The organism is Endozoicomonas sp. SESOKO1 (assembly GCF_024606265.1).
In the GTDB taxonomy this organism is placed as follows: domain Bacteria; phylum Pseudomonadota; class Gammaproteobacteria; order Pseudomonadales; family Endozoicomonadaceae; genus Endozoicomonas.
In genome coordinates this window covers 14911-38626 of the sequence record NZ_JAHHPP010000166.1, presented here as the reverse complement: position 1 = coordinate 38626, position 23716 = coordinate 14911, and the positions used below count along the sequence as shown (strand labels likewise).

Here is a 23716-nt window from a genome sequence, read left to right as displayed (position 1 = left end):
GGCTATTAGTTCCAGTCTCCATGCAGAGGATAAAAAAAAGCCCCTCAAAATTGCTTACTTTGCCGATGATGCTCCCTGGATGTTTACCAATAACAAGGGAGAAGCCGATGGTTTGGTTCTTGATCTCTGGAAGCAGTGGTCGGAAAAAAGCAACGTTGATATACAATTTGTGGCATCTTCTGTGAAAAAAATTGAGGCACAGCTTAAGCGTTCCGATGTTGATATTCTGGCTTATGTGAAACCGGGTCTTCAGGATTTGTTGCGCAACAGTGGTCTGGAGAGTGTACAGATTCATACATTTGCCCCTGTTCTTTTTGTAGAAAAAAGCCATCAGGTCAGTCGACTTGAGGAGATACTTGCGAAACTCCGGGTCGGCTATGTCCAGGGACACAACTGTCAGTCACATCTCAGAAAATTTAATTCACAAGCTATTTTTGTACCATTCACTTCATATTCATCAATGGTTGTAGCAGCATCGAATCGTGAGGTTGATGCGATACTGGGGGGCCGTGCGAGCTTGAGCTACTACCTGAGAAGTCTGGGTGTTGAAGATGAATATCAGATGGTCAAAGGTCCAATGCAACCGGCTAAAATTAAAGCCGTTATTGCTTCGGGTCGACCTGATCTTGTGGGTGTTGTTGAACGTGGGCTGGCAAAGATTTCTGAGCAAGACAAAACAACTATTATTGAAGATTGGTTCAGGTTCAGTTCTTGTAACCCTGAAAGCCTGGTGGTTGCAATGGATGGCGGCCTTGCCCCTCTGTCTTTTATCAATGCACTTGGTAGACCCTCGGGGCTGATTGTTGATATCTGGAATTTATGGTCTGAAAAAACAGGAACGCCAGTTAAATTCAGAGTGGGATCCATCAGTGAAAACATTGATGCTTTGCAAGAAGGTAAGGTCGACGTTATTGCCGCTGTGTCTCCGACGATGGAACGAAGCCAGTGGATGGCACTGTCAAACCCCTATTATGGTCTGAATACCCGAATTTATTTTCGTTCCACCGGTCATCCTGGTGATCCCGGGGTTGAGTTAAATGGTAAAAAGCTGGGTGTTATCAACGCTTCAAGTCAGGAAGAGTTTGTTCACCGCTGGTTACCGGATGCCTATCCAATTGGGCACAACAGAGTGTCCGAGATGATTGGCAGCCTCTTCTCTGGAGAAATAGATGCCTTTCTTGGTGAGCCGGCGATTGTCCAGTCAGCAATTAATCGTCATGGCCTGGATGGCGAGGTGAAATCCAGCGAGTACTTTAATCTGAATGAGGCGATTGGGGCTGGCCTTTTACTGAACAGGTCTGCGGACTTATTGCCTGAGTTGAATAATGGTTTTCAGGCAATCACTCTGGATGAGTACCGTGCCATTGAAAATCGCTGGATTATCAGTGTCAGGGATCGCTATTTTCAGCGCCGGGGTTCAATGGTTGAACTAAGCGATTCCGAGCGCCGCTGGTTAGGTGAAAATCCGGTGATCAGTGTACTGATTGATAATAATAAACCGCCATTTTCTTACATTAACAGAAGAGGGCAATGGCAGGGGATAGCCATAGATTATCTCAAACTGCTGGAGGATAGGCTGGGTATCAGTTTTCAGCTTCATCAGCATCCCGTTTGGACAAATGGTTTGATTCATGCTTATCGGCATGATATTGATTCTGTAGCGATGTTACAGCAAACCGAAGAGCGCAGCCGTTATCTGAATTTTACCAAACCATTGGTCAGTGTGCCTGCAGTGATACTTGCCCGGGTATCCGACAAGACTATCCGCTCTCCAGCCCACTTAAGTGGGAAAAGGGTTGGTTTTACCCCGGGCTATGTCACTTATGAAATCTTCCGACAGAAATACCCGGGTATCAATTTTGTCAGTATCCCGGATGTCGCCACCGGTTTGAACCAGGTTGCCAGCGGTGTTCTTGATGCCATAGTCGTTAACCTGGCCTCTGCAAGTTATGAAATTGAACGGATGAAAATAACCAACTTGCAGGTCGTTGCTGAAGCGGGCTTTAACTATGACTTCAGTATGGCATCGAGAAACAATTCTCCTGAACTGGCCTCTATTCTGGAAAAAGCAGTTGATACGATTACTCCGGAAGACCGGGAAATGCTTGAAAGCAACTGGCTTTCGATTCAGGGGGGCATGTGGCGGCCTAATAAAGAGTTGTTTATTGGGCTGGTATTGATTCTGGTGACATTGATTCTCATTGTTTACTGGAATCGTCGTTTGACCATAGAGATTGCTGACCGTGAAAAAGCAGAAGAAGGGCTGCGGGTTCGTTCAGAGCTGGACCGCCTTCTGAGTGATATTTCCAGGCATTTCATGGATCAGCCGGTTCATCAGGCCAATGACTATTTTCTGAGTCAGCTTGGGAGCTATCTCAATGCTGAAGCTGTTTGCATCTTCTCCTGGAAGCCCAGAGCCCGTATTGAATATTATTGGTCACGCAGGCCTGACCCTGATCCGGTAGCCTTTGAGCCATTGTTTGACTACGATTTTACTGGTGTTTATGGCGAGGTGAAAAAGGATCAGGTCAATATTCTGGTTCGTGATGAAATATTGCATAAGGGTGACCTTGAGGGTGCTGCGATCCTCGATGGTTTGGGGGTTTCTATTGCGCTTTATGCTCCTATGACGCTGTTTGGCCGGGTGGTTGGTGGTATTGGTTTGCTCAATATTCCTGAGAAATATCAGGTCTATATCCATGAAATGGATTTGTTGCATCGAATGGGTGAGCTGGTGGCCGTCGCCCGTGATCGTCAAAATGCGGAAGATGCCCTGAGGGTCAGTGAGGAACGTTATCAGCTGGCAATGGATGCAGCCTCCGATGGTCTCTGGGACTGGGATGTCATCGGGGATAAAATGTATTTCAGCCCCCGATATCAAGCCATGCTTGGTTACCAGCCGGGAGCACTGATGGGCAATATCCGGGCCTGGCGACGCCAGCTTCATCCAGAGGATAAAATTTCAACCATTCATTTTTTTGAGCACCAGCTGGAGACTTCTGATAACTCGTTCCAGTTTGTCTACCGTATCCGCAGAAAAGACGGCAGTTATTGTACGGTTCGCAGTAAAGGGAAGGTGGTTTTCAGGGATGATATGGGTAAGCCAATGCGGGTCATTGGTACTACGGTGGATATTACTCACCAGATTGAACGTGAACGAGAGCTGTCGATGGCTCGTTTCTCCCTCGATAATGCGGGTGATCATATTCACTGGTTCAGAAGGGATGGCTACCACAAGTATGTCAATGAGTCTGCCTGTAAAGCCCTGGGGTTTTCTCAGGAAGAGTTAATGAAACTGTCCATTATGGACATTAACCCGGCGGTTACCCAAAGTTCCTGGAAAAAGCTCTGGGAACAGCTGATATTAAGAAAGGGTATGACCTATGAAACGCTGCGAAAAACATCCGATGGCACTGTTTTTCCTGTAGAAGTCACTGCGAACTACATGGAGTATGAGGGAGAAGGGTATCTCTTTGCTTCTGGTCGAAATATTACCGATCGAAAACAGACTGAAGAAGCGCTGCATAAGGCGAAAGAAGTCGCGGACCAGGCCAATCAGGCGAAAAGCAATTTCCTGGCCAATATGAGCCATGAGATCCGGACGCCGATGAACGCCATTATTGGCTTGAGTCATCTGGTTCAGGAAACGAACCTTTCCTACCAGCAGAGGGATTACATCGGTAAAATTCAGGTATCCGCCCATGACCTTCTGGGTATCATCAACGATATTCTCGATTTCTCAAGAATTGAGGCAGGCAAACTCAATATGGAAAATATTGAGTTTAACCTTGGAGGCGTTTTTGACAACGTCTATAACCTCAGCAGCATCAAGGCCAGGGAAAAAGGCCTGACACTGACTTACGATATTCAGCCTGATGTTCCCAGGCACCTGCGGGGTGACCCGCTCCGGCTTGGACAGATACTGATCAATCTGACCCATAATGCGCTTAAGTTCACCAGTGAAGGTGAAGTCAATGTGTCAGCCAGGTTAATCGGCTGCTGGCAGGATGTTGCCAGGCTTGAGTTCTCGGTTTCCGATACAGGTATCGGCATCAGTAAACAGCAGCAGAGTAAGTTGTTTCAGTCATTTTCCCAGGTTGATGGGTCAACGACCCGGAAATTTGGTGGTACCGGGTTGGGGCTGGCGATCTGTAAGAACCTTGTTTACATGATGAATGGGGATATTTCTGTTGATTCAGAACCCGGCAAGGGCAGTACTTTTCGTTTTACTGTTGAACTGGGCGTCGCTCATCAGACCCGGGTAGAGGAACAGTCCCTTGAAGGGATTCGTGTTCTGGTGGTGGATGATAACCCGGAAGCAAGAGCACTTCTGATCAGTCATTTGCAGACATTCGGCTGTGAAGCCTGGGACAGTGACCATGGTGACGAAGTGCTGGCGTTGCTCAAAGAGAAGAATTTCAGTGATGATGAGGCTATTGCCCTGGTGCTGCTGGATTGGAGAATGCCTGATATTGATGGCATTGAACTGGCGGAAAGTATTCATAAACTCAATCTTGCTGTTGAACCCAAACTGATTATGGTTTCGGCCTATGGTCGGGAAGAGCTTATGGCAAGAGCCGCAGAAGAAGTCGATGCTTTTCTGATCAAACCGGTCAATCGCTCCGTTTTGGTAGAGACTATTCTGCGCATATTGGCGTGTCAGAACAATCCGAAACCTGAAATCATCGAAGAAGCCCGATTTTGCGAGATTATGCCTAAAGGGCGCGTACTGCTGGCTGAGGATAATGAGATCAACCGACAGGTTGCCCGTGAACTGTTACAGGGGATGGGGCTTGATGTCGTCATGGTTACCAACGGTGTCGAAGCGGTTGAGCGAGTGAAGCGTGAAGACTTTGACCTGGTCTTCATGGACATTCAGATGCCTGAAATGGATGGCTATCAGGCAACGCGGATGATCAGGCAACAGCTTGGCAAAGATAAACTGGTTATTATTGCCATGACCGCCCATGCCATGACCGGTGACCGCGAGCGTTGTCTGCAGGCTGGAATGAATGATCATATTTCCAAACCACTAAGCCCTGATTCCCTCAAGCAGATGGTACGTTACTGGTTGCAGGTAGGGGAAACCGATGTGCTTCACTCCGTTGTTTTGGCGCAGGCTCCCGAGAGTGAGTCTTGCCTGGAACTGCCCGGAATAGACGTAGACGAGGGTCTGAAGAGGCTTCAGGGAAACCGGGTGCTCTATGAAAAGCTGTTGACAGACTTTTATCATGGCCAGCGGGAAGATCTGGTCCAGTTACAGAGACTTCTGGAAGCCGGTAAATGGCATGAGGCCTGCCATTTGGTACATGCATTGAAAGGTGTTGCCGGTAATTTAGGAGCAAACAGGTTGCATGATCAGGCTGCTCAACTTGAGCACAGTTTCCGAAGGCAATTTGAAATGCCCGACAATAGCTTAATGGACTCGTTTGTGTTGGCTTTTGAACAGGTGATGGAGGGCCTTGAACACTTGCCTCCGGCTAAAGAAGATTTAGAACCCGCCGGGGAAGGGACTATTGAAGTTGGTGAACTGAATGAACTGCTTGATGAGATGGAGCAAAAGCTGAGTGAAGGGGATGTGGATGTAGTTTCTCTACTGCCAACACTTATTCAGGGGTTAAAAGATCAGATTGACCAGAAAGAGCTTACCTTGTTTCAGGATGCTGTTATCAGTTACGACTTTGACGAGGCCAGTGACGTGCTGGTGGAAATTAAAAAGAATATCAGTTCATAACCGGTTAATCACCCAGAGTCAGGAGTGACTCTGGGTGATTAACATTGGCTTGGCTATATTTGCAGTTCAGCCTTTGTATCTATTGCATAGGGTATTTCATGAACCTGCAGCTGATGACTTTTTTCTGTATCCAGAAATACAGCGTTGGACTCAGCCGCTTCAATCCGGATAACAGCCAATAATTCAACGTTGCCGTTTTCGACATTGCGGGCACGCTGTATGACTTCACCAACCGGTTTACCATCACTGTTGTAAAGTCGTGTGTTAATGTCAGGCTGTTCGGCGTTTTTCAGGCTCAACCAGTAACACCGGCTTTTCTGCTGCCCAAGGTTTTGCATTCGGGTCACAATTTCCTGTCCGGTATAGCACCCTTTTCTGAAGCTGACTCCGCCAAGGGAAGGCTGATTGAGATGTTGGGGGATGTATTTATCGATGGTTTCCTGACACAGCTCTGGAATGACTGACTCAATATTCAGTAGTTCCCAGAAATCTTCCGGTGCAGGTATCAGCTCTTTGGTAAGTTCTGGCCATAACAAAGGGAGGTCATCCTGATGGAGCCAAAGTTCATAACGGGTCCTGATACCAGGGGTTTTTATGAGGTAGCCATTGCCGGAGACTTTGATAACTTCATTTTGCACCGGAAGAGATGTGTCGGGGAAAATTTTGGTCAGCAGGGTGTCGATATTTGCTCCGGACAGGCCGAGAACAAGGTGGTCTTGATTGGTAAGATTAACCTTAAAAAAAACCGCGTACTTTTTCAGCGTTTCCAAAGTGGTTTCAGTCAGACCTGAGTTCATAGTCAACAGGTAGTCTTCACCCCTGTCCATGATTTTGAAATTGGTATACATCCGTCCTTTAGGAGTGCATGCCACCCCGGTGCGGTAATGATGAGCGGCAAGCTGAAGCATATGCGTTGAAATCTGCCCCTGCAAAAACTTCTGGCGATCGGTGCCGTCGATCTTGATAAAGCTGTGGCCAGAGAGTACTGAGACCGCATTTTCATCAAGTGCCTGTGGTGTTTTGGCAAAGCCTTTCAACCGCTCTTGTTCATAAACAGCGCCCTGAGTTGTTAAGTAGGTCTTCCAGTCGGTGGCCATCTGATTACCTTGTTATCTGGTTGCCGCGATTGCATTTGATAGATGCTGGCATAATAGAAGATTATTGCTGTGAATTTAAAGGTATAATAACCGGCAAAATCCATAATGGGAGTTATTCTAAAATGCTGGGCGAAAATGAATTGAAATGCCTGCAGTGGCGAAGTCGTCGTGGGATGCTTGAGCTTGATGTGCTTCTGGAGCCCTTTACCAGGGAGGCGCTGTCTGACCTGAACGAGGCAGATCAACTAACCTATGTTCGCCTGTTGGAGTGTGAAGACCCGGATCTCTTCAGTTGGTTCATGAGTGGTGCAAGGCCTGAAGATCAGGCGCTGAGCCGCATGGTTGACAGGGTATTGGAACGTGGACGTTACAAAGGCGAGTCTTTGTGAAGTTAATATAAGAAGTTCCCGTTACCTGCTTGTTTTAATGCTTCTAAGCCACGTTGCCGCTTTTATTGCGCTGTGGCTTTGTTCAGTCTGGCCTGTTGTCAAGTTTGCCCTGGCCATGGGTATCGCTTTACATTTGTATCGATACTACCTCCAATTTATTGTTCAAAAGCTTCCGGGCAGTATTTCTGCGATTCGCCTGCTGGAAGACCAATGGCGAGTCAACCTTGCAGGTACCTGGTATCGCTCCTGGCCTGAGGGTGAAATTGTTGTTACTTCAATACTGATCTGCTTTAAGTTGAGAGTTGAGGGTAAGCGGTATCCTTCATACCTGATTCTGTTTCCAGACAGTGCTGACCCTGCTGAGTTGCACGGTTTCAGGCTAAGGCTGATGCTTGAGTCTCACTCTCTGTTCGATAGCAAGGGCCGGGAATAGTTGCATTCCCAGCCGTAACGAAACGTCAACAGGCCCCGAAGTTCTCTGGAACCAGAATCGTGTCTTCAGGAACGGGGTTTGTATCAGGGTAATCCAGCGTGTAGTGCAATCCGCGGGACTCTTTCCTGGCCATGGCGCAGCGAATAATCAACTCAGATACCTGGGCAAGGTTACGGAGTTCTATCAGATCATTACTGACTTTGAAATTACTGTAGAACTCATGAATTTCAGATTGGAGTAACTCAACGCGATTCATGGCTCTTTGCAGGCGTTTTGTGGTGCGGACTATACCCACGTAATCCCACATAAAGCGGCGAAGTTCATCCCAATTATGAGAGATAACCACATTTTCATCCGAATCTGTTACCTGGCTTTCATCCCAGTTCTGTAGAGAGGGTGGTTGTGGATATTGATGAAGGGTATTGCTTATGATCCGGGCGCAGCTTTTGGCAGTGACAAAGCATTCAAGCAGAGAATTGCTGGCCAGCCGATTAGCGCCATGCAGGCCGGTAAAGCTGCACTCACCAACGGCAAAAAGGCCTTGTGTGTCGGTTTGACCGTTTTTATCAACCACAATTCCACCACAGGTATAATGGGCAGCAGGAACAATAGGGATTGGGTCTCTGGTGATATCGATGTCATAGCTGAGGCAGCGCTCATAAATGGTTGGAAAATGAGTGCGAATGAATTCCGCAGGCTTATGGCTGATATCCAGGTAGAGACAGTCTGAACCCAGGCGTTTCATTTCATGGTCAATGGCCCGTGCCACAATATCCCTGGGAGCCAACTCTTCCCTGCGGTCATAGTCTGGCATGAAACGGCTGCCATCGGCACGTTTGAGAAGACCGCCTTCACCCCGGACGGCTTCTGAAATCAGAAATGACTTGGCGTTTGGGTGGTAAAGGCAGGTTGGGTGAAATTGATTAAACTCCATATTGGCAACCCGGCAGCCCGCCCGCCAGGCCATGGCAATGCCGTCACCGGACGCACCATCTGTGTTACTGGTATAAAGGTAGGTTTTACTGGCACCTCCAGAGGCAAGCACGGTACAACGGCACTTGAAGGCATGCACCTGGTCTGAAACCAGATCGAGTATATAAACGCCAACACAGCGTGACTCATGGTTGTGAATGTAATTTTCCAGTTTGCTGGTGGTGATCAGGTCTATAGCCAGGTGATGATCGAAAAGGTCTATGTTGGGTTTTGACTTTGCCTGTTGCAGTAAGGTGTCTGAAATAGCCCGGCCAGTAGCATCTGCTGAATGAATGATTCTTCGGGAGCTGTGTCCACCTTCCCGTGTCAGGTGGTAGTCGAAGGGTCTGTCAGCGGCATGATCCGGTGTAAATGGAATCCCCTGGCTTATCAACCATTCAATACACTCACTGCCATTCTCAACGATATGTCGAACTGCCGGTTTGTGACACAGGCCTGCTCCAGCGGTCAGGGTATCTTTCACATGCTGGTCGATATTGTCACCGGTCTGGTCCAATACGGCAGCGACGCCCCCCTGCGCCCAATAAGTTGAGCCAGCGGTCAAAGTGTCTTTGCTGAAAATGGCTATTCTGACATCATCAGGCAACTGCAGTGCAGTTGTCAGGCCGGCTGCGCCAGAGCCAATGATGATTACATCATAATTATAGAGTTGTTGCATAAGGCTCCCCGGTCTCCAAGTCACTCTGATGTAATTTATCCTTCCTATAATCCATAGGAAAATGAATGCAGTGTGGATTAATGTGCTAGCCTGTGGAACTGTTACTGTCTGGCAAGTGACATGATAAGTTCTTTATTGAGTGGCCTGGCCATTTATCGGTATGATTAATTACAGTTACCGGTACGTGTATCGGGCTAAAGAGGCTATTTTTCGGGTCGATGTTAAGATTGCTGCTGATCTGAATCAAGAGGCCTGAGTATAATTATTTGGCCTTTGTATTTTGCTGGGCCAGCTCAGCTATACACTTGCAATACACATTTTCCGGGCATTACAGATAGTGTGTAGAAACTAATGCAGTGTCGTTGAAGTGCTAAAGATAATCTATCGGTTTTCCAATAAAATTACAGAACCCGGATAAACCGGGCTGTGGTGGACAAATACCCTTTATAGTAAAAATTGAAAATATCAGGAACTTTTCTTCATTTTGATGGTCTATATAAACGTAGAGCTAAACCCTATATTGCACGATAGTGCCGTTTTTGGTGCTCCTGCCATGCATGGGTGGAGATGCCTGAATGGTCGATAGTCCGGATTCTGATCAGCAGTTGGTTGATCGTGTAAAGCAGGGTGACAAAAGAGCTTATGATGTGCTGGTGATAAAATACCAACACCGCATTCTTGGGCTGGTTGGCGGTTATGTCAGTGACTTTCAGGAAGTTCAGGATGTTACTCAAGAGGCTTTTATAAAAGCTTACCGTGCGCTGGACAAGTTTCGCGGAGACAGCTCCTTTTATACCTGGCTATACCGTATTGCTGTTAATACGGCCAAAAATCATCTGGTATCCAAGGGGCGAAGGCTTCCAGAATCAGATATTGATGTTCATGATGCTGATTTTCTGGAAACAGCGACAACTCTGAGGGTCGTTGATACGCCTGAACGTAACCTGTACTGTAATGAAATTGAACAGGTTATTCATGATGTCATTCAGCGTTTACCCGATGAGCTGAGAACCGCGGTCATGTTGAGAGAGTTTGATGGCCTCAGCTATGAAGAAATTGCCGATGTTATGGACTGCCCGGTTGGTACTGTACGGTCCAGAATTTTCAGGGCTCGTGAAGCCATTGATCGTGAGATCAGACCGTTATTGGGGCAAAGTGGTTAAATTAAGGTTTAACTCGTGTGCGACAGACAGAAGGTCGACATGAATACCAGGGGTTTGTCTATGAGTGAAAAGGGTTCTCAAAACAGTGCCAGAGAACAACTGAAAGAATCTTTATCAGTTTCTCTGGATGGGCAGGCCAGTGAACTGGAACTGCGCCGTGTGATGGACAGGATAGGCAGGGACGATGGCCTTCGGGCCCTTGCTGGCCGGTATCAGCTGATTGGTGAGACACTGCGTGGAAATAACAGTAAGTTTGCCAATGTTGATATCTCCAGGGGCGTTATGACGGCCATAGAGCAGGAGGAAGTCAATAAACCCTGTTCGCAGGATGAGTCTGGCGCAGGAGATTCATCTGCGATTAAAGCAGGGTCAGGTCGCTTTATGGAGGATGTTTGGGCTTCCCTGGGTAAGTTTGCTGTTGCCGCTTCTGTGGCATTTGCTGTTGTTATCGGGGTTAGAAACAGTAATCCCTCTCCTGATTTGCAGGTTCTGGCTGACAATGAACCAGCTACCCTGTCACAACCGGTTCAGCTGGCACAAACAGGTCATAATGATTATGGTGCGTTGGGTATTCGTGCCGGGTATAGCGCCAAGCAGCATGACAGTATTACCCCTGAACAACTTGCTTATGCGCAGAGCCTTGCTGATAGAGCAACCAGGGAACGTTTTCATGCCTATGCACTTCAGCATGCAGAGCTTTCTGCAATGGGAAGTGGTCAGAGTATTTTGTCATTTGCCAGATTGACCAGTTTTGACAATCAATAAATTTATGAAAAAGATGCAATGGATTTCCAGAGCGCTTCTGGCCTTTTGTTTTTTTGTCAGCGGCTTTTTGTATGCAGAGACGTCATCGGATGCTGGTTACCTGCTTGAAAGAATGGCATCTTCTTCCAGGAGCCTGAGTTTTCAGGGAGAATTTGTTTATCAGCAGGGAGCGCAGCTTCAGACGTTAAGTGTTATTCATCAAGCTGAAGATCAGGAAATATCGGAAAAAGAACGTATTACCTTTCTTGATGGTGCTCCCCGGGAAGTCATACGTTCCGGCAATGAACTTTTCTTTTCCAGTTATAACGAAGGGGTGACGCAGTTTCAGCATGGCTCATTGATGCCTGTCATTAATAAGTTTCAGTCTGGTATATCTGAACGATTCTATGACTTGAAAATTGTAGGTATTGACCGGGTTGCTGGTCGAGAAGCCGTTTTACTGCTTGTGCTGCCAAAAGATCGTTTCCGTTATGGCTATCAGTTATGGCTCGACCGAAAGTCTTCATTGTTACTTAAATCAGTGCTGGTTGATGATCAGGGTAAAATCATTGAGCGACTGCAGTTTACGTCACTTCGTATTGGTCAGCTCTCAGACGATGTTCTGGCACTTCTGGACCGTAAACCCTCCAGTGTTGATCAAACTATTCACCTGAGAAGCAACCCAGCCAAGGAGGACCTGGAGAAGCCCAGAGTACCCCCGGAATGGGAAACGGGTTGGTTGCCTGATGGCTTTGTGTTGGAAAATAGCAGTATCCGTCCCTCTCCAGTTAGTCAGCACGATGTTGATGCTTTGGTTTTTTCGGATGGTATTGCCACTTTCTCTGTTTTTGTTGAGCAGGATGATACCCGGGTGCTTAGCCAGGCTTCAGAACAAATCGGTGCCCTTTCGGCGGTTTCAAAGATTTACAGAGAGGGTAATCAATACTTCCATGTTACGGTTGTTGGTGATATTCCCCTGAGTACAGCAGAAAGAGTGGCTGTATCTGTGCGTCCGGTAAAAATACAGCCTTGATGTAATGATCAAGTAAGATTGCTGGACTGGAAGGCAGGTTTTTTTTTTATTATTTCGTTACCGATCTATATCAGGTTGTCAGGAATATGATAGAAGAGCAGGGACGAGTTGTGGCTGTAGAGCGTGATTTTGTCTGGGTTGAAACAATCAGGCAGTCCAGTTGTTCAAGCTGCAGTGCCCGAACGGGTTGTGGGCAGCATCTCTCCGAAAAGTACAGGACCGGTTCATCCTTTTCGTATATCAAAGCGATCAGTCCCTGGGTAGTGAAAGAGGGTGACATGGTGATGGTCGGTATACCAGAAGAGTCGTTGTTAAAGGCGTCTTTTCTGATTTATCTCTTCCCGCTTCTACTTATGATGGCTGGTATATGGTTGTCTTCTGTAATGGGGGCAGCAGATTGGTTGCTGCTGCTCTCTGCGGGTTTACTTCTTGTGCTTGGCTTTGGTGCAGTAAGGTTATTGGGGAAGAGATCAGCTGATATGTGTCGTGTTGATGTGGTAAGGGTATTACCCTCTGAAAATTTTCATTTATCGGATGGTTCCTCCGGGCAAAAGCTTTCTTTTGGGCAAAACTGATTTTTCTCGCTTTATTTCTGATGGTAAGCAAATCTGCATGGCCCATGTGGAGCTAATGGAGCAGAGCCAGACTTTTATCACGTAATTATAATCAATATCGCAGGAGTATATGGCTGCGGTGAATCATTTCAATAGTCAAGTACTGGAGAAAACATATTTATGAACAGGGTGTTTTTTCTCTTCAAAAAGTCACTTTATAACGTTGGGTTTTCCCTGCTTTTGTATTTCGTGACACTGGCAAATGCTTCGGCCAGAGATTCCGGTTTGCCTGATTTTGCGGCATTGTTTGAACAGGCGTCCCCAGCGGTCGTTAATATCAGTACTCTGGCCACGCCAAAAGCGAGACAGCCGATATATGGGCTCGGTGGGGAGGAGATGCCTGAAATTTTCCGCCGGTACTTTGGTATACCCCTGCCTGATGAAAGTCATTCCGGGCGTTCCCAGCCGATGTCTCTTGGTTCTGGTTTTATTATCTCTTCGGATGGTTATATTCTGACCAATAATCATGTTATTGATGGTGCTGATCAGATTATTGTCAGACTCAGCGATAAGAGTGAGCGTTCTGCAGAATTAATAGGTGCTGATAAACGTTCGGATCTGGCACTGTTAAAAATTAACAGTGCCCGGAGTCTGCCTGTAGTAAGGCTTGGTGATTCCGAGAGTGTAAAGGCCGGTCAATGGGTGGCGGCGATTGGGTCTCCGTTCAATTTTGAATACTCCATTACCAAAGGCATTGTCAGCGCACTCAACAGAAGCCTTCCCAGTGATTCATACGTTCCATTTATTCAAACCGATGTTCCTATCAACCCGGGGAATTCCGGTGGTCCGCTGTTTAATATGAATGGCGAGGTGATTGGCATTAATTCCCAGATTTTTACCCGTTCTGGCGGGTTTATGGGGCTTTCATTTGCCATACCTGTTGATCATGTGATGTGGGCAGTTGATCAGCTGAAAGAGAAAGGGTATGTAACCCGTGGCTGGCTGGGTGTTGCCATTCAGGATGTGGACCGTGACCTTGCAGAATCCTTTGGTCTGGAAAAGCCAATGGGGGCGCTGATCAGTCAGGTGGTTCCGGGTGGGCCTGCAGACAATGCAAAGCTGCACCCCGGGGACATTATTGTCCGATTTAATGAAAGAGTTATCAGCAGTTCAGGCGTGTTGCCAATGTCGGTGGGTGTGATAAAGCCGGGTGAAAAAGCAAAGCTCGAATATATCCGCAATGGCAAGCGTAAGACGGTTGATGTTGTAGTGGGTCAGCTGCCGGATGAAAATAGTGCTGCTTCTGAACAAAAGGGAGATAAGACGCCTTCCGATAAAAACCCTTTAGGTGTTCAGGTAGCTGAGCTTGATGAAAACTATCGCAGTAAACTCCGCCTGGATGAGGATGTTCAGGGGTTGGTCGTGATCGGAGTTAACCGGGGTGCAGGGCGCTCTATTGGGCTGCGACAGGGCGATGTTATCACAGACCTGAATAACCTCAGTGTAACTACGGTAGCCGAATTCAAAAAAGTTGTGGCCAAACTGCCCAAAAATCGCTCGATCTCAATGCGGGTTATTCGCGGTGGTAACCCTGGCTACATCACCTTCCGGTTACAGGAGTAATCAAATGTGGATGGCACAGTATCTGACCATGGAGTACTGTGCTGACATGTTATAGAATAGTCCGGAAAGATTGATGCAGATCAGACAGGTTTTAATGGCTGCCGGAGCTTTTGCCATAGGCTGAATGGAAATAAGCCTTGCTGTGTACCAGCCTTTAAGTCAGTTTGTTCTGCAGGTCAACTGTCCAGTACAAACCAGTACAAGCCAGTTCAAGACGGTCCCCGCGATTGCGGGGATCGCTTTTTGTGACGTTTTTACAGTAGATGCTATCGTGAGCGACCTAAGCTTAATCAGGAACTTTTCAATCATTGCCCATATTGATCATGGGAAATCGACCCTGGCTGACCGTTTTATCCAAACCTGTGGTGGGCTCAGTGATCGTGAAATGCAGGCCCAGGTGCTTGATTCCATGGAGCTTGAGCGTGAGCGTGGAATCACCATCAAGGCTCAGAGTGTCACACTGGATTATCATGCAAAAGATGGCAAGACCTATCAGCTGAATTTCATTGATACACCGGGGCACGTTGACTTTTCCTATGAAGTTTCACGTTCCCTGGCGGCCTGTGAAGGTGCGCTTCTGGTGGTGGATGCGGCCCAGGGCGTCGAGGCACAATCGGTTGCTAACTGCTACACAGCAATTGAGCAGGGGCTGGAAGTCATGCCGGTGCTTAATAAAATGGACCTGCCCCAGGCAGAGCCGGACCGGGTCTCTCAGGAAATTGAAGAAATTATCGGTATTGACGCAACCGATGCCGTTCGTTGCTCTGCTAAAAGTGGTTTGGGTATTGATGATGTTCTTGAACGACTGGTGTCGACCATTCCTGCCCCTGAAGGTGATATTAACGGGCCACTGCAGGCACTGATCATCGACTCCTGGTTCGATAACTATCTGGGTGTAGTTTCTCTTGTGCGGGTTAAAAACGGCTCATTGCGCAAGGGGGAAAAGATTATCGTTAAATCCACCAAACAGTCTCATGTGGTGGATAATGTCGGTATTTTTACGCCAAAGCGGACACCTACCGGGGTTCTTAAAGCGGGAGAGGTTGGCTACGTGGTTGCCGGTATCAAGGATATCCACGGAGCGCCCGTAGGTGACACCCTGACTCATCTGAAAACTCAGGATGTAGGGGCGTTGCCAGGCTTCAAGCATGTCAAGCCACAGGTCTATGCCGGTCTGTTCCCGGTCAGTGCTGATGACTTTGAAGATTTTCGTGATGCCCTGGAAAAATTAAGCCTCAATGATGCTTCCCTGTTTTATGAGCCAGAGAGCAGTGATGCGCTGGGCTTTGGTTTCCGCTGTGGCTTCCTGGGAATGCTGCATATGGAGATCATCCAGGAGCGACTTGAGCGGGAATATGACCTGGACCTGATTACCACTGCACCTACGGTAATCTATGAGTGTCATATGAAAAATGGCAGTGTGGTGGAAGTTGACAACCCTTCCAGATTGCCTGACCCCGCAGGAATTGATGAGATTCGCGAACCCATCTCCCGGGCCAATATTCTGGTGCCCCAGGAATATCTTGGCAATGTGATTTCTCTGTGTGTTGAAAAGCGTGGCGTACAGAAAGATATGCAGTTCACTGGTGGCCAGGTCTCGCTGACCTACGATATTCCGATGAACGAGGTGGTTCTGGATTTCTTCGACCGACTGAAATCGGTGAGCAGGGGCTTTGCCTCCCTGGACTACTCTTTTGATCGTTTTGAAACCGCTAAAATGGTCCGGGTGGATATTCTGATCAATGGTGAAAAAGTCGATGCACTGGCCGTTATTGTGCACAAGGATCATGCTGTTTCCCGCGGGCGGGTGCTGACGGAAAAAATGAAAGAGATCATTCATCGTCAGATGTTTGATGTTGCCATTCAGGCCGCCATCGGTGGGCAGATTATTGCCCGGACAACGGTAAAAGCCCTTAGAAAGAACGTTACTGCCAAGTGTTATGGTGGTGACGTGAGCCGTAAGCGTAAACTGCTGGAAAAACAGAAGGCCGGTAAGAAACGGATGAAGCAGGTTGGGCGTGTGGAAATTCCCCAGGAGGCTTTCCTGGCAGTTCTAAAGGTCGATAAATAATTTGCCATTGATTTTATTAGAGAAAAACAGCCATGGATTTTAACTTTCCACTGCTATTGGTACTGTCGGTTGTTGTTACAGGTATCATCGCACTTATTGACCGACTCTTTCTGTTACCAAAGCGAAAGGCTGCTGTTGCCAGGCTCAGTGCCCAGGGAGGAGATGATGGCGCCCTTGAGAAACTGGCCAGGGAGCCGACCGTTGTTGAGACCTCCAAGTCTATCTTCCCGGTTTTACTGTTTGTGCTGGTGGTTCGCTCCTTTTTGTTCGAACCTTTTCAAATTCCATCGGGTTCCATGATTCCGACCCTGGAAGTGGGTGATTTTATCCTGGTTAATAAATACAGTTATGGCCTGCGTTTACCAGTGACAGGCACCAAGGTTCTTGCCATTGGCGAGCCTGATCGTGGCGATGTCATGGTGTTTAAACAGCCAGGTAAGGAAAATATCAACTTTATCAAGCGTGTTATCGGTTTACCCGGTGATGTTGTGCGATATACAGGCAAGCGGTTGACGGTAAACGGCCAGGCAGTTCCTGAAGAGTTTGTGGCACAGCTGAGTGATGCCAGATCCGTTTATCGACTCTATAACGAAGGTGATGAAGACAAGCGCTACCGGGTTCGAAAAGAACTGGCCAGTCATGATTTCCGGGCTGAAGGTGAGTGGGTTGTGCCTGAGGGTATGTACTTCGTCATGGGGGATAACCGTGACCGAAGCAATGACAGCCGATATTGGGGCTTTGTTCCTGAAGAAAATATTGTTGGCAAGGCGGTTTACATCTGGATGCACTGGCCGAGCTGGACTCAGCTCCCCGGTTTTAAGAACAATGGGGCGATTGAGTAAAACGCTTAAACGATACAGCTGCTGTAGATATTGACTACCAGCGACGTATTTACTTTTTCCATAGCATTGATCGTGTATTAATGTTTGAACATAACTGGAAAGCTGAAACTCAGTGAAAACGCTTGAACTTGCCCGACTGCAGAAAAAGTTAGGGCATGAATTTTCCAATCAGGGCCTGCTGGCCCTGGCGCTCACCCATCGCAGCTTTGGCAGCCGTAACAATGAGCGGCTGGAGTTCCTTGGCGACTCGATTGTGAACTTTGTTATTGCTGAAGCGCTCTATGAGCGTTTTCCCGATGCCAAAGAAGGTCAGTTGAGCCGTCTTCGGGCTCGAATGGTCCGCGGTGCAACACTTGCCGAACTTGGGCGGGAGTTTGAACTGGGCGATTTTCTTCGTCTTGGTTCCGGTGAGTTGAAAAGTGGTGGCTTCAGGCGGGAATCCATTCTTGCCGATGCGGTTGAGGCAATTATTGGTGCGATTTACCTTGATGCCGGAATGGCCATTTGCCATCAGCGAATTCGCAGCTGGTTTACCACTCGCCTGGATAAACTGACCACGACGGATGAGCAGAATAAAGACCCAAAGACTCGCCTGCAGGAATACCTGCAGGCGCGGCAGCAGTCACTGCCAAAATACCAGGTGACAGACATTCAGGGTGAAGCGCATGATCAGCACTTTTCAGTAATTTGTGTACTGGAATGTCTGGATGAGCCGTCAACGGGGGAAGGGTCGAGTCGTCGTGGTGCTGAACAGCAGGCGGCCCGCAATGCACTGAAGTTGCTTGGCATTGATCATTAAGTGTGCATTGAGAGTATAGAAGAGTATAGAGAGCAGAAAACAGATGACATCTGATGTAAATTGTGAAGAGCCCACTGCTCATGAATTCAGCCTTTCCGATCCTTCTTCGGAACCCAGCCGCTGTGGCTATATTGCCATTGTTGGCAGACCCAATGTTGGTAAATCAACTCTGTTGAACCATCTTCTTGGACAGAAGCTTTCTATTACCTCCCGCCGCCCTCAGACCACCCGCCACCAGGTGCTTGGCATCAAGACGGAGCAGGGGGTTCAGACGGTCTATGTTGATACGCCGGGTATGCACAAGGTTCAGAAAAAAGCGATCAACCGTTATATGAACAAGGCAGCCAGCAGTGCCCTGGCAGGTATCGATGCCATTGTTTTCGTGGTTGACCGCCTTACCTGGAATGAAGAGGATCAGATGGTCCTTGAAAAAGTAAAAAGCGCCCGCTGCCCGGTAATTCTTGCTGTTAATAAAGTCGACAAGATCACGGACAAGGCTCAATTGATCCCGCATCTTGAGTCTCTGTCGGCCAAAATGGATTTTCATTCGGTGGTGCCAATCTCTGCGCAGCACGGCCACAACCTGAAACAGCTGGATGAAATGATTACCCGGCTGATCCCGGAAGGCGTCCATCACTTTCCTGAAGATCAGCTGACTGACCGCAGTTCGCGTTTTCTTGCTGCTGAGCTGGTGCGGGAGAAGGTTATGCGTCAGCTTGGTGATGAGCTGCCCTATGAAGTGACGGTAGAGATCGAAGAGTTCAAGCATGAGTTGCGCCCGAAAGGTCCACTGTTGACCATCAGTGCCTTGATTCTTGTGGAAAGAGCAGGCCAGAAAGCCATTGTTATTGGCGACCGGGGAGCAAGACTGAAGAAAATCGGACAGGAGGCCCGCAAAGACATGGAACATATGTTCGATTCAAAAGTCATGCTGAATCTCTGGGTTAAGGTCAAGGCAGGCTGGTCTGACGATGAGCGTGCCCTGAAAAGCCTTGGGTATGATCATAATTTATGACTGACCTGTGATAGACAATGAATTTCATAAAGCCTGGTTGCTTCATCGACGCTCTTATAAAGAGCGCTCAGTCATCGCTGAGTTTTTAGTGGAAGGTCATGGTCGTATGGCTATGGTGGTTCGTGGAGTACGGCAATCGAAGTCCCGGTTGGCTTCACTGTTACAGCCTTTTCACCAGGTGCTGGTTCGCTGGAAAGGGCGAGGCGAGCTGAAAACCCTGGTTGACCTGGAGCTTGATCGTTTTACTTTTCTTACGGGTGAACGGCTCTATTGTGGGTTCTATGCCAATGAGCTGTTGATGAGATCCATGATTCCGGGGCAGCCGGTCGATGGCGTGACGGATTTATACCGGGACACATTGGCCCATCTTAATCAGAACGCCCCTCTTGAGCCTTTGCTCCGGTCATTTGAACTGGATTTACTGGAACTGTGTGGTTATGCCCCACCGCTTGACTGGGATGCACTCAGTGGTGATCCGTTAAAAGACGGTATGGTTTACCGCTTTGAACCTGGGCATGGGCTGGTTCCGACCAATGGTCGAATAGGTCATCATGATAGACCATTTTGTTACCCTGCCGCGTTGCTTAAAGCACTGTCGGCCAGGGATTTCGGCAATGCTGATTTCTATCCGGGTTTCAAGCGGTTCACCAGACAGGCCATGAACCCCCTTATTGGGGACAGGCCTTTGCAAAGCCGAATGCTATTCACCAACAGGAAGCGCAACTTGTCAGATCCTCAGTCATTAGTAGAAAATGTCGCTTTCTCCAGCTCTTGATAGCTACTGTAATCCATGAGCGACATTTTATACAACGGGAAGGATAATTCATGATTCCTCATCAGCGTATTTTGCTGGGTGTCAATATTGATCATATTGCAACTATCAGGCAGGCCAGGGGTATTCGCTACCCTGACCCGGTTCAGGCGGCAATTGAAGCTGAGGAAGCCGGGGCAGATGGGATCACACTGCACCTGCGCGAAGACCGCCGGCATATCCAGGATCATGATGTATTCCGCATTCGTGATGTCTTGCAGACACGAATGAATCTTGAGATGGCAGTGACCGATGAAATGGTTGGTATTGCTGAAAAGCTCAAACCGGAACATGTCTGCATGGTTCCGGAGAAGCGGGAAGAAGTCACCACTGAAGGTGGACTGGATGTGAAAGGCCTTTTTGATAGCGTGGCTCCCGCCTGTGACCGCCTTGGAAAACAGGGTATTGAAGTCTCACTGTTTATTGATCCTGACAGGGATCAGATTGAAGCAGCTGTCAGGGCAGGAGCGCCTGCTATTGAACTGCATACCGGTGCATATGCTGATGCTTCAACAGCTGAAGTCATGCAGGACGAGCTTGACCGTCTTAGAAATGCTGTTGTGTTTGGCCTGGAACAGGGGCTGATCGTCAATGCAGGCCATGGCCTTAATTATCAGAATGTTGAGCCTGTCGCACTCATTGCCGGTATCAATGAACTGAATATTGGCCACTCGATCATTGCCCGCGCACTGTTCACGGGTTTGAAACCAGCGGTCCGGGAAATGAAAGCGCTTATGTTGGCAGCTGCACGGAATGCATTTTAAGTGATTATTGGTATAGGTACAGATATCGTACGTATCGATCGAATAGATCGTTCACTCAGTCGGCTGGGTGATGCGTTTGCCAGAAGAATCCTTACTGACTATGAATGGTCACAATGGCAGGAGCGCTCATCCTCTGCTGCCTGGCTGGCCAAGCGATTTGCGGCCAAGGAGGCGGTCGCCAAGGCCTTTGGAACCGGTATCGGTAAACTGTCCTTCCAGCACATAGAGGTGAGAAATAACGCTGCCGGGACTCCCGAACTTTTATTATATGGCTTCGCTCTTGAACTGCAGCAGCAGCGTGCGGTTAAGTGGCTGCATCTCAGCCTCTCTGACGAGCAGGATAATGCGATTGCCTTTGTTGTGCTGGAGAGCTGATATAGCTCTCTTTCCAATCGCATTGTCAGAGGCTCATCACTTTTTTTGATGCGCTTGAATAATAAAGTCTACGTAAGTTATATGTCCATGGAATATCCGACAGAATATCCCACAATAGAGTCGATTATTGGCAATACCCCTCTGGTTCGTTTGCAACGTATGCAGGGCGAAAGCTCCAATACCCTGTTACTCAAGCTGGAAGGACAGAATCCGGCCGGTTCCGTAAAAGATCGCCCGGCCCTGTCCATGATTGCAGAGGCTGAAAGCCAAAATGCCATCACCCCGGGGGACACATTAATCGAAGCCACCAGTGGTAATACGGGAATAGCGCTTGCCATGGCAGCGGCCATTCGGGGTTATCGGATGATTCTCATTATGCCGGACAATATGAGCGCCGAGCGTCGTTTAGCCATGAGTGCCTATGGTGCAGAACTGATTCTGGTCAGTGATGGAATGGAAGGGGCCCGGGATAGAGCATTGGAAATGCAGAAGCAGGGCCTGGGAAAAGTGCTTAACCAGTTTGCCAATCCGGATAATCCCCTTGCACACTATGGGACGACCGGCCCCGAAATCTGGCAGCAGACCCGGGGTACCGTTACGCATTTTATCAGCTCTATGGGCACTACCGGAACGATTATGGGGACCTCCCGTTATCTGAAAACGATGAACCCAGCCATTCAGATTGTTGGCCTGCAGCCGGAAGAGGGTGCTCAAATACCGGGTATCCGTCGTTGGAGTCCCGAATACCTGCCGGCGATTTTTGACCGTTCTGCCATTGATGAAGTGATGGATATTGGCCAGACAGAGGCTGAAGCATGCATGAGGCAGCTGGCTCGTGAAGAAGGCATATTCTGCGGTGTCTCTTCAGGAGGCGCAGTCGCTGCAGCCCTGAGACTTTCGCAAAAGGTTGAGAATGCCACTATTGTTGCGATTATCTGTGACCGCGGTGATCGTTATCTTTCAACCGGTGTATTCCTGACGCAGGAAAATGGTTAACCAGTTTCTTTGGTACATGATTGATATTTCAATGTATGAATCTGAGTTTGTTGTACTCCATATCCAATGTAGAATTCGGCTTTTAAACGGCTATGGGCTATTGATACCAGCTTATGCCAATCGGTTTATACCAAAATAGTTTCAAGAGAATGTTGGAAATACTCTATGCGTTTTAAACGTGCTACCTCAAATCCCTTTTTTCTTAATGAGGATGTGCGTATTGACGGGCTTTCCCACGATGGTCGTGGGATCGGCCGTTACCATGGGAAGACCCTCTTTGTTGACGGGGCGCTGCCCGGTGAAACCGTTCGTGTTCAGGTTCTGGAAGATAAGCGGCGTTTTATGAATGCCCGTGTAAAAGAGGTGCTGTCGGTATCGCCCTCGCGCTGTGAACCTGTCTGCTCTCATTTTCGTCAGTGCGGGGGCTGTAGCCTGCAGTACTGGTCTCATGAAGGGCAGCTTGACAGCAAGCAGCACATCGTCCTGGACCAGTTAAGGCGTTTTACCCGTGTTGTGCCTGAGCATATTGAGGAACCCCTGGTGTCTCCTCCCTATGGGTATCGTTACCGTTGTCGTTTTGCCATGCGCTGGCGTAAGGGCAGGTTGAGTCTTGGGTTTCGGGAAAAGGGCAGTAATAACATTTGTGAAATTGATGAATGCCCGATTCTGGCGGAGCCTTTGCAGGCGATGCCCCAGCTGCTTAAGTCATTTTTGCCAACGCTGAAAGGCCGGGAATCTATTTCCCATGGGGAGTGCTTTCTGGCAGAGCAGGGGCGTGGGTTACTATTGCGTCATATTCGTCCTCTGTCGGAAGAAGATCAAACGCTGTTGAAAGCCTTTGCCTCAGCTCATCAGCTATTTCTGTATCTGCAGGGCAGTCCGGACAAAATCCAGCTTTTACACCCCGCCATGCCTGACGAAGGCGCCCCGGTGGCATTGCATTACTCGCTCCCGGAATCAGGCGTGAAGCTGTACTTCCGACCGCAGGACTTTACCCAGGTCAACCGGGTGATCAATCAGGCGATGGTCGAGCAGGCATTACAGTGGCTTACTCCGACAACATCCGATAAAGTGCTTGATCTGTTCTGTGGTCTGGGTAATTTCTCTTTGCCACTGGCGAAAAAGTCAGGCCATGTTACGGGTGTTGAGGGTTCACAGAGTTCGGTTGAACAGGCGAAAAGAAATGCTGACCTGAATGGGTTGAGTAATGTCAGTTTTTACTGTGCAGATCTGTCCAGTGATTTCACTGGTGAATCCTGGGCAAAAGAACATTACGACATCGTGGTTCTGGATCCACCCAGGGCCGGTGCGGATTTCATGATCGAGCAGCTGGCCTGCTTATTGCCAGACCGATTGTTGTATATTTCCTGCAATCCGGCAACCCTCGCAAGGGATGCCGGGAGTCTTGTCGCCTATGGTTTCAAGCTTGAGCGTTTGTGCGTTATGGATATGTTTCCGCAAACTGCTCATGTGGAGTCTATGGCGCTTTTTATCAGAGCGTAGATTACCAGAGCGTAGATTATCAGACAGTAATTTATTGGAAAGCAGTCTATTAGTTGTTGCTTTCAGATAGTAGCCTTAAGTCCGACACCTGACCGGGGTTTTCAGTACCGGTGACAGGG

At 48.3% G+C, this 23716-nt stretch carries 19 protein-coding genes; 17 read left to right on the top strand and 2 right to left on the bottom strand.

Features of this window, described 5'->3' with window-relative positions; all coding sequences use genetic code 11:
* Positions 1 to 4 precede the first annotated feature (4 nt).
* Positions 5 to 5734 carry a transporter substrate-binding domain-containing protein gene (locus KDK13_RS08420; protein ID WP_373692224.1) on the top strand — a complete coding sequence of 1910 codons (5730 nt, stop codon included), beginning with the start codon at positions 5 to 7 and terminating at the stop codon, positions 5732 to 5734.
* Between the two features lie 53 nt (positions 5735 to 5787).
* On the opposite strand, the gene KDK13_RS08415 is transcribed toward KDK13_RS08420, so the two are convergent.
* Positions 5788 to 6831 carry a folate-binding protein YgfZ gene (locus KDK13_RS08415; RefSeq protein ID WP_257284533.1) on the bottom strand — a complete coding sequence of 348 codons (1044 nt, stop codon included), beginning with the start codon at positions 6829 to 6831 and terminating at the stop codon, positions 5788 to 5790.
* 122 nt (positions 6832 to 6953) lie between these two features.
* Here KDK13_RS08415 and KDK13_RS08410 point away from each other — a divergent pair, with 122 nt between their 5' ends.
* Positions 6954 to 7220, top strand: coding sequence for a succinate dehydrogenase assembly factor 2 (locus KDK13_RS08410; RefSeq protein ID WP_257284532.1), 267 nt, complete (start codon positions 6954 to 6956; stop codon positions 7218 to 7220).
* A 37-nt stretch (positions 7221 to 7257) separates the two neighbouring features.
* Complete coding sequence (locus tag KDK13_RS08405) at positions 7258 to 7653, top strand: hypothetical protein (protein ID WP_257284531.1); 396 nt, start codon at positions 7258 to 7260, stop codon at positions 7651 to 7653.
* A gap of 25 nt (positions 7654 to 7678) precedes the next feature.
* Here KDK13_RS08405 and nadB read toward each other — a convergent pair whose 3' ends face one another.
* Positions 7679 to 9304, bottom strand: a complete 1626-nt coding sequence (gene nadB / locus KDK13_RS08400; protein WP_257284530.1) for an L-aspartate oxidase — start codon at positions 9302 to 9304, stop codon at positions 7679 to 7681.
* A gap of 575 nt (positions 9305 to 9879) precedes the next feature.
* On the opposite strand from nadB, the gene rpoE reads away from it, so the two are divergent.
* The 14 genes from rpoE (at position 9880) to rlmD (ending at position 23597) form a co-directional block, all read left to right on the top strand.
* Complete coding sequence (gene rpoE, locus KDK13_RS08395; protein ID WP_066013235.1) at positions 9880 to 10467, top strand: RNA polymerase sigma factor RpoE; 588 nt, start codon at positions 9880 to 9882, stop codon at positions 10465 to 10467.
* A 60-nt stretch (positions 10468 to 10527) separates the two neighbouring features.
* Positions 10528 to 11232, top strand: coding sequence for a sigma-E factor negative regulatory protein (locus KDK13_RS08390; RefSeq protein ID WP_257284529.1), 705 nt, complete (start codon positions 10528 to 10530; stop codon positions 11230 to 11232).
* A 4-nt stretch (positions 11233 to 11236) separates the two neighbouring features.
* Positions 11237 to 12244 (top strand): MucB/RseB C-terminal domain-containing protein, encoded by a 1008-nt coding sequence (locus KDK13_RS08385; protein WP_257284528.1) that lies wholly within the window; start codon positions 11237 to 11239, stop codon positions 12242 to 12244.
* Positions 12245 to 12330: 86 nt separating this feature from the next.
* The gene (locus KDK13_RS08380; protein ID WP_257284527.1) at positions 12331 to 12819 is read left to right on the top strand and encodes a SoxR reducing system RseC family protein; all 489 of its coding nucleotides are present in this window, start codon (positions 12331 to 12333) and stop codon (positions 12817 to 12819) included.
* Between the two features lie 159 nt (positions 12820 to 12978).
* The gene (locus tag KDK13_RS08375; protein ID WP_257284526.1) at positions 12979 to 14421 is read left to right on the top strand and encodes a DegQ family serine endoprotease; all 1443 of its coding nucleotides are present in this window, start codon (positions 12979 to 12981) and stop codon (positions 14419 to 14421) included.
* A 271-nt stretch (positions 14422 to 14692) separates the two neighbouring features.
* Positions 14693 to 16492 (top strand): translation elongation factor 4, encoded by a 1800-nt coding sequence (gene lepA, locus KDK13_RS08370; RefSeq protein WP_257284525.1) that lies wholly within the window; start codon positions 14693 to 14695, stop codon positions 16490 to 16492.
* Positions 16493 to 16524: 32 nt separating this feature from the next.
* Complete coding sequence (gene lepB, locus KDK13_RS08365) at positions 16525 to 17334, top strand: signal peptidase I (protein ID WP_257284524.1); 810 nt, start codon at positions 16525 to 16527, stop codon at positions 17332 to 17334.
* Between the two features lie 112 nt (positions 17335 to 17446).
* On the top strand, positions 17447 to 18133 hold the full coding sequence (gene rnc / locus KDK13_RS08360) for a ribonuclease III (protein ID WP_257284523.1): 687 nt from the start codon (positions 17447 to 17449) through the stop codon (positions 18131 to 18133).
* Positions 18134 to 18176: 43 nt separating this feature from the next.
* The gene (era, locus tag KDK13_RS08355; protein WP_257284522.1) at positions 18177 to 19148 is read left to right on the top strand and encodes a GTPase Era; all 972 of its coding nucleotides are present in this window, start codon (positions 18177 to 18179) and stop codon (positions 19146 to 19148) included.
* Between the two features lie 7 nt (positions 19149 to 19155).
* Positions 19156 to 19923, top strand: a complete 768-nt coding sequence (gene recO / locus KDK13_RS08350) for a DNA repair protein RecO (RefSeq protein WP_257284521.1) — start codon at positions 19156 to 19158, stop codon at positions 19921 to 19923.
* A gap of 50 nt (positions 19924 to 19973) precedes the next feature.
* Complete coding sequence (gene pdxJ, locus KDK13_RS08345) at positions 19974 to 20723, top strand: pyridoxine 5'-phosphate synthase (RefSeq protein ID WP_257284520.1); 750 nt, start codon at positions 19974 to 19976, stop codon at positions 20721 to 20723.
* Entirely contained in the window at positions 20724 to 21098 is a 375-nt protein-coding gene (acpS, locus tag KDK13_RS08340; protein ID WP_257284519.1) for a holo-ACP synthase, read from the top strand. It abuts the gene before it with no gap.
* An 87-nt stretch (positions 21099 to 21185) separates the two neighbouring features.
* The gene (gene cysM, locus KDK13_RS08335; RefSeq protein ID WP_373692223.1) at positions 21186 to 22094 is read left to right on the top strand and encodes a cysteine synthase CysM; all 909 of its coding nucleotides are present in this window, start codon (positions 21186 to 21188) and stop codon (positions 22092 to 22094) included.
* Positions 22095 to 22259: 165 nt separating this feature from the next.
* Complete coding sequence (gene rlmD / locus KDK13_RS08330) at positions 22260 to 23597, top strand: 23S rRNA (uracil(1939)-C(5))-methyltransferase RlmD (protein WP_257284517.1); 1338 nt, start codon at positions 22260 to 22262, stop codon at positions 23595 to 23597.
* Positions 23598 to 23716: the final 119 nt, after the last annotated feature.

Bases quoted from the DNA above. Each gene is read 5' to 3' on its own strand.
- KDK13_RS08390 (WP_257284529.1), top strand. From the start codon at position 10,528: ATGAGTGAAAAGGGTTCTCAAAACAGTGCCAGAGAACAACTGAAAGAA.
- KDK13_RS08415 (WP_257284533.1), bottom strand. From the start codon at position 6,831: ATGGCCACCGACTGGAAGACCTACTTAACAACTCAGGGCGCTGTTTAT.
- KDK13_RS08385 (WP_257284528.1), top strand. From the start codon at position 11,237: ATGAAAAAGATGCAATGGATTTCCAGAGCGCTTCTGGCCTTTTGTTTT.
- rlmD (WP_257284517.1), top strand. From the start codon at position 22,260: ATGCGTTTTAAACGTGCTACCTCAAATCCCTTTTTTCTTAATGAGGAT.
- KDK13_RS08380 (WP_257284527.1), top strand. From the start codon at position 12,331: ATGATAGAAGAGCAGGGACGAGTTGTGGCTGTAGAGCGTGATTTTGTC.
- KDK13_RS08405 (WP_257284531.1), top strand. From the start codon at position 7,258: ATGCTTCTAAGCCACGTTGCCGCTTTTATTGCGCTGTGGCTTTGTTCA.
- pdxJ (WP_257284520.1), top strand. From the start codon at position 19,974: ATGATTCCTCATCAGCGTATTTTGCTGGGTGTCAATATTGATCATATT.
- KDK13_RS08375 (WP_257284526.1), top strand. From the start codon at position 12,979: ATGAACAGGGTGTTTTTTCTCTTCAAAAAGTCACTTTATAACGTTGGG.
- nadB (WP_257284530.1), bottom strand. From the start codon at position 9,304: ATGCAACAACTCTATAATTATGATGTAATCATCATTGGCTCTGGCGCA.
- rpoE (WP_066013235.1), top strand. From the start codon at position 9,880: ATGGTCGATAGTCCGGATTCTGATCAGCAGTTGGTTGATCGTGTAAAG.
- KDK13_RS08410 (WP_257284532.1), top strand. From the start codon at position 6,954: ATGCTGGGCGAAAATGAATTGAAATGCCTGCAGTGGCGAAGTCGTCGT.
- era (WP_257284522.1), top strand. From the start codon at position 18,177: ATGACATCTGATGTAAATTGTGAAGAGCCCACTGCTCATGAATTCAGC.
- lepB (WP_257284524.1), top strand. From the start codon at position 16,525: ATGGATTTTAACTTTCCACTGCTATTGGTACTGTCGGTTGTTGTTACA.
- cysM (WP_373692223.1), top strand. From the start codon at position 21,186: ATGGAATATCCGACAGAATATCCCACAATAGAGTCGATTATTGGCAAT.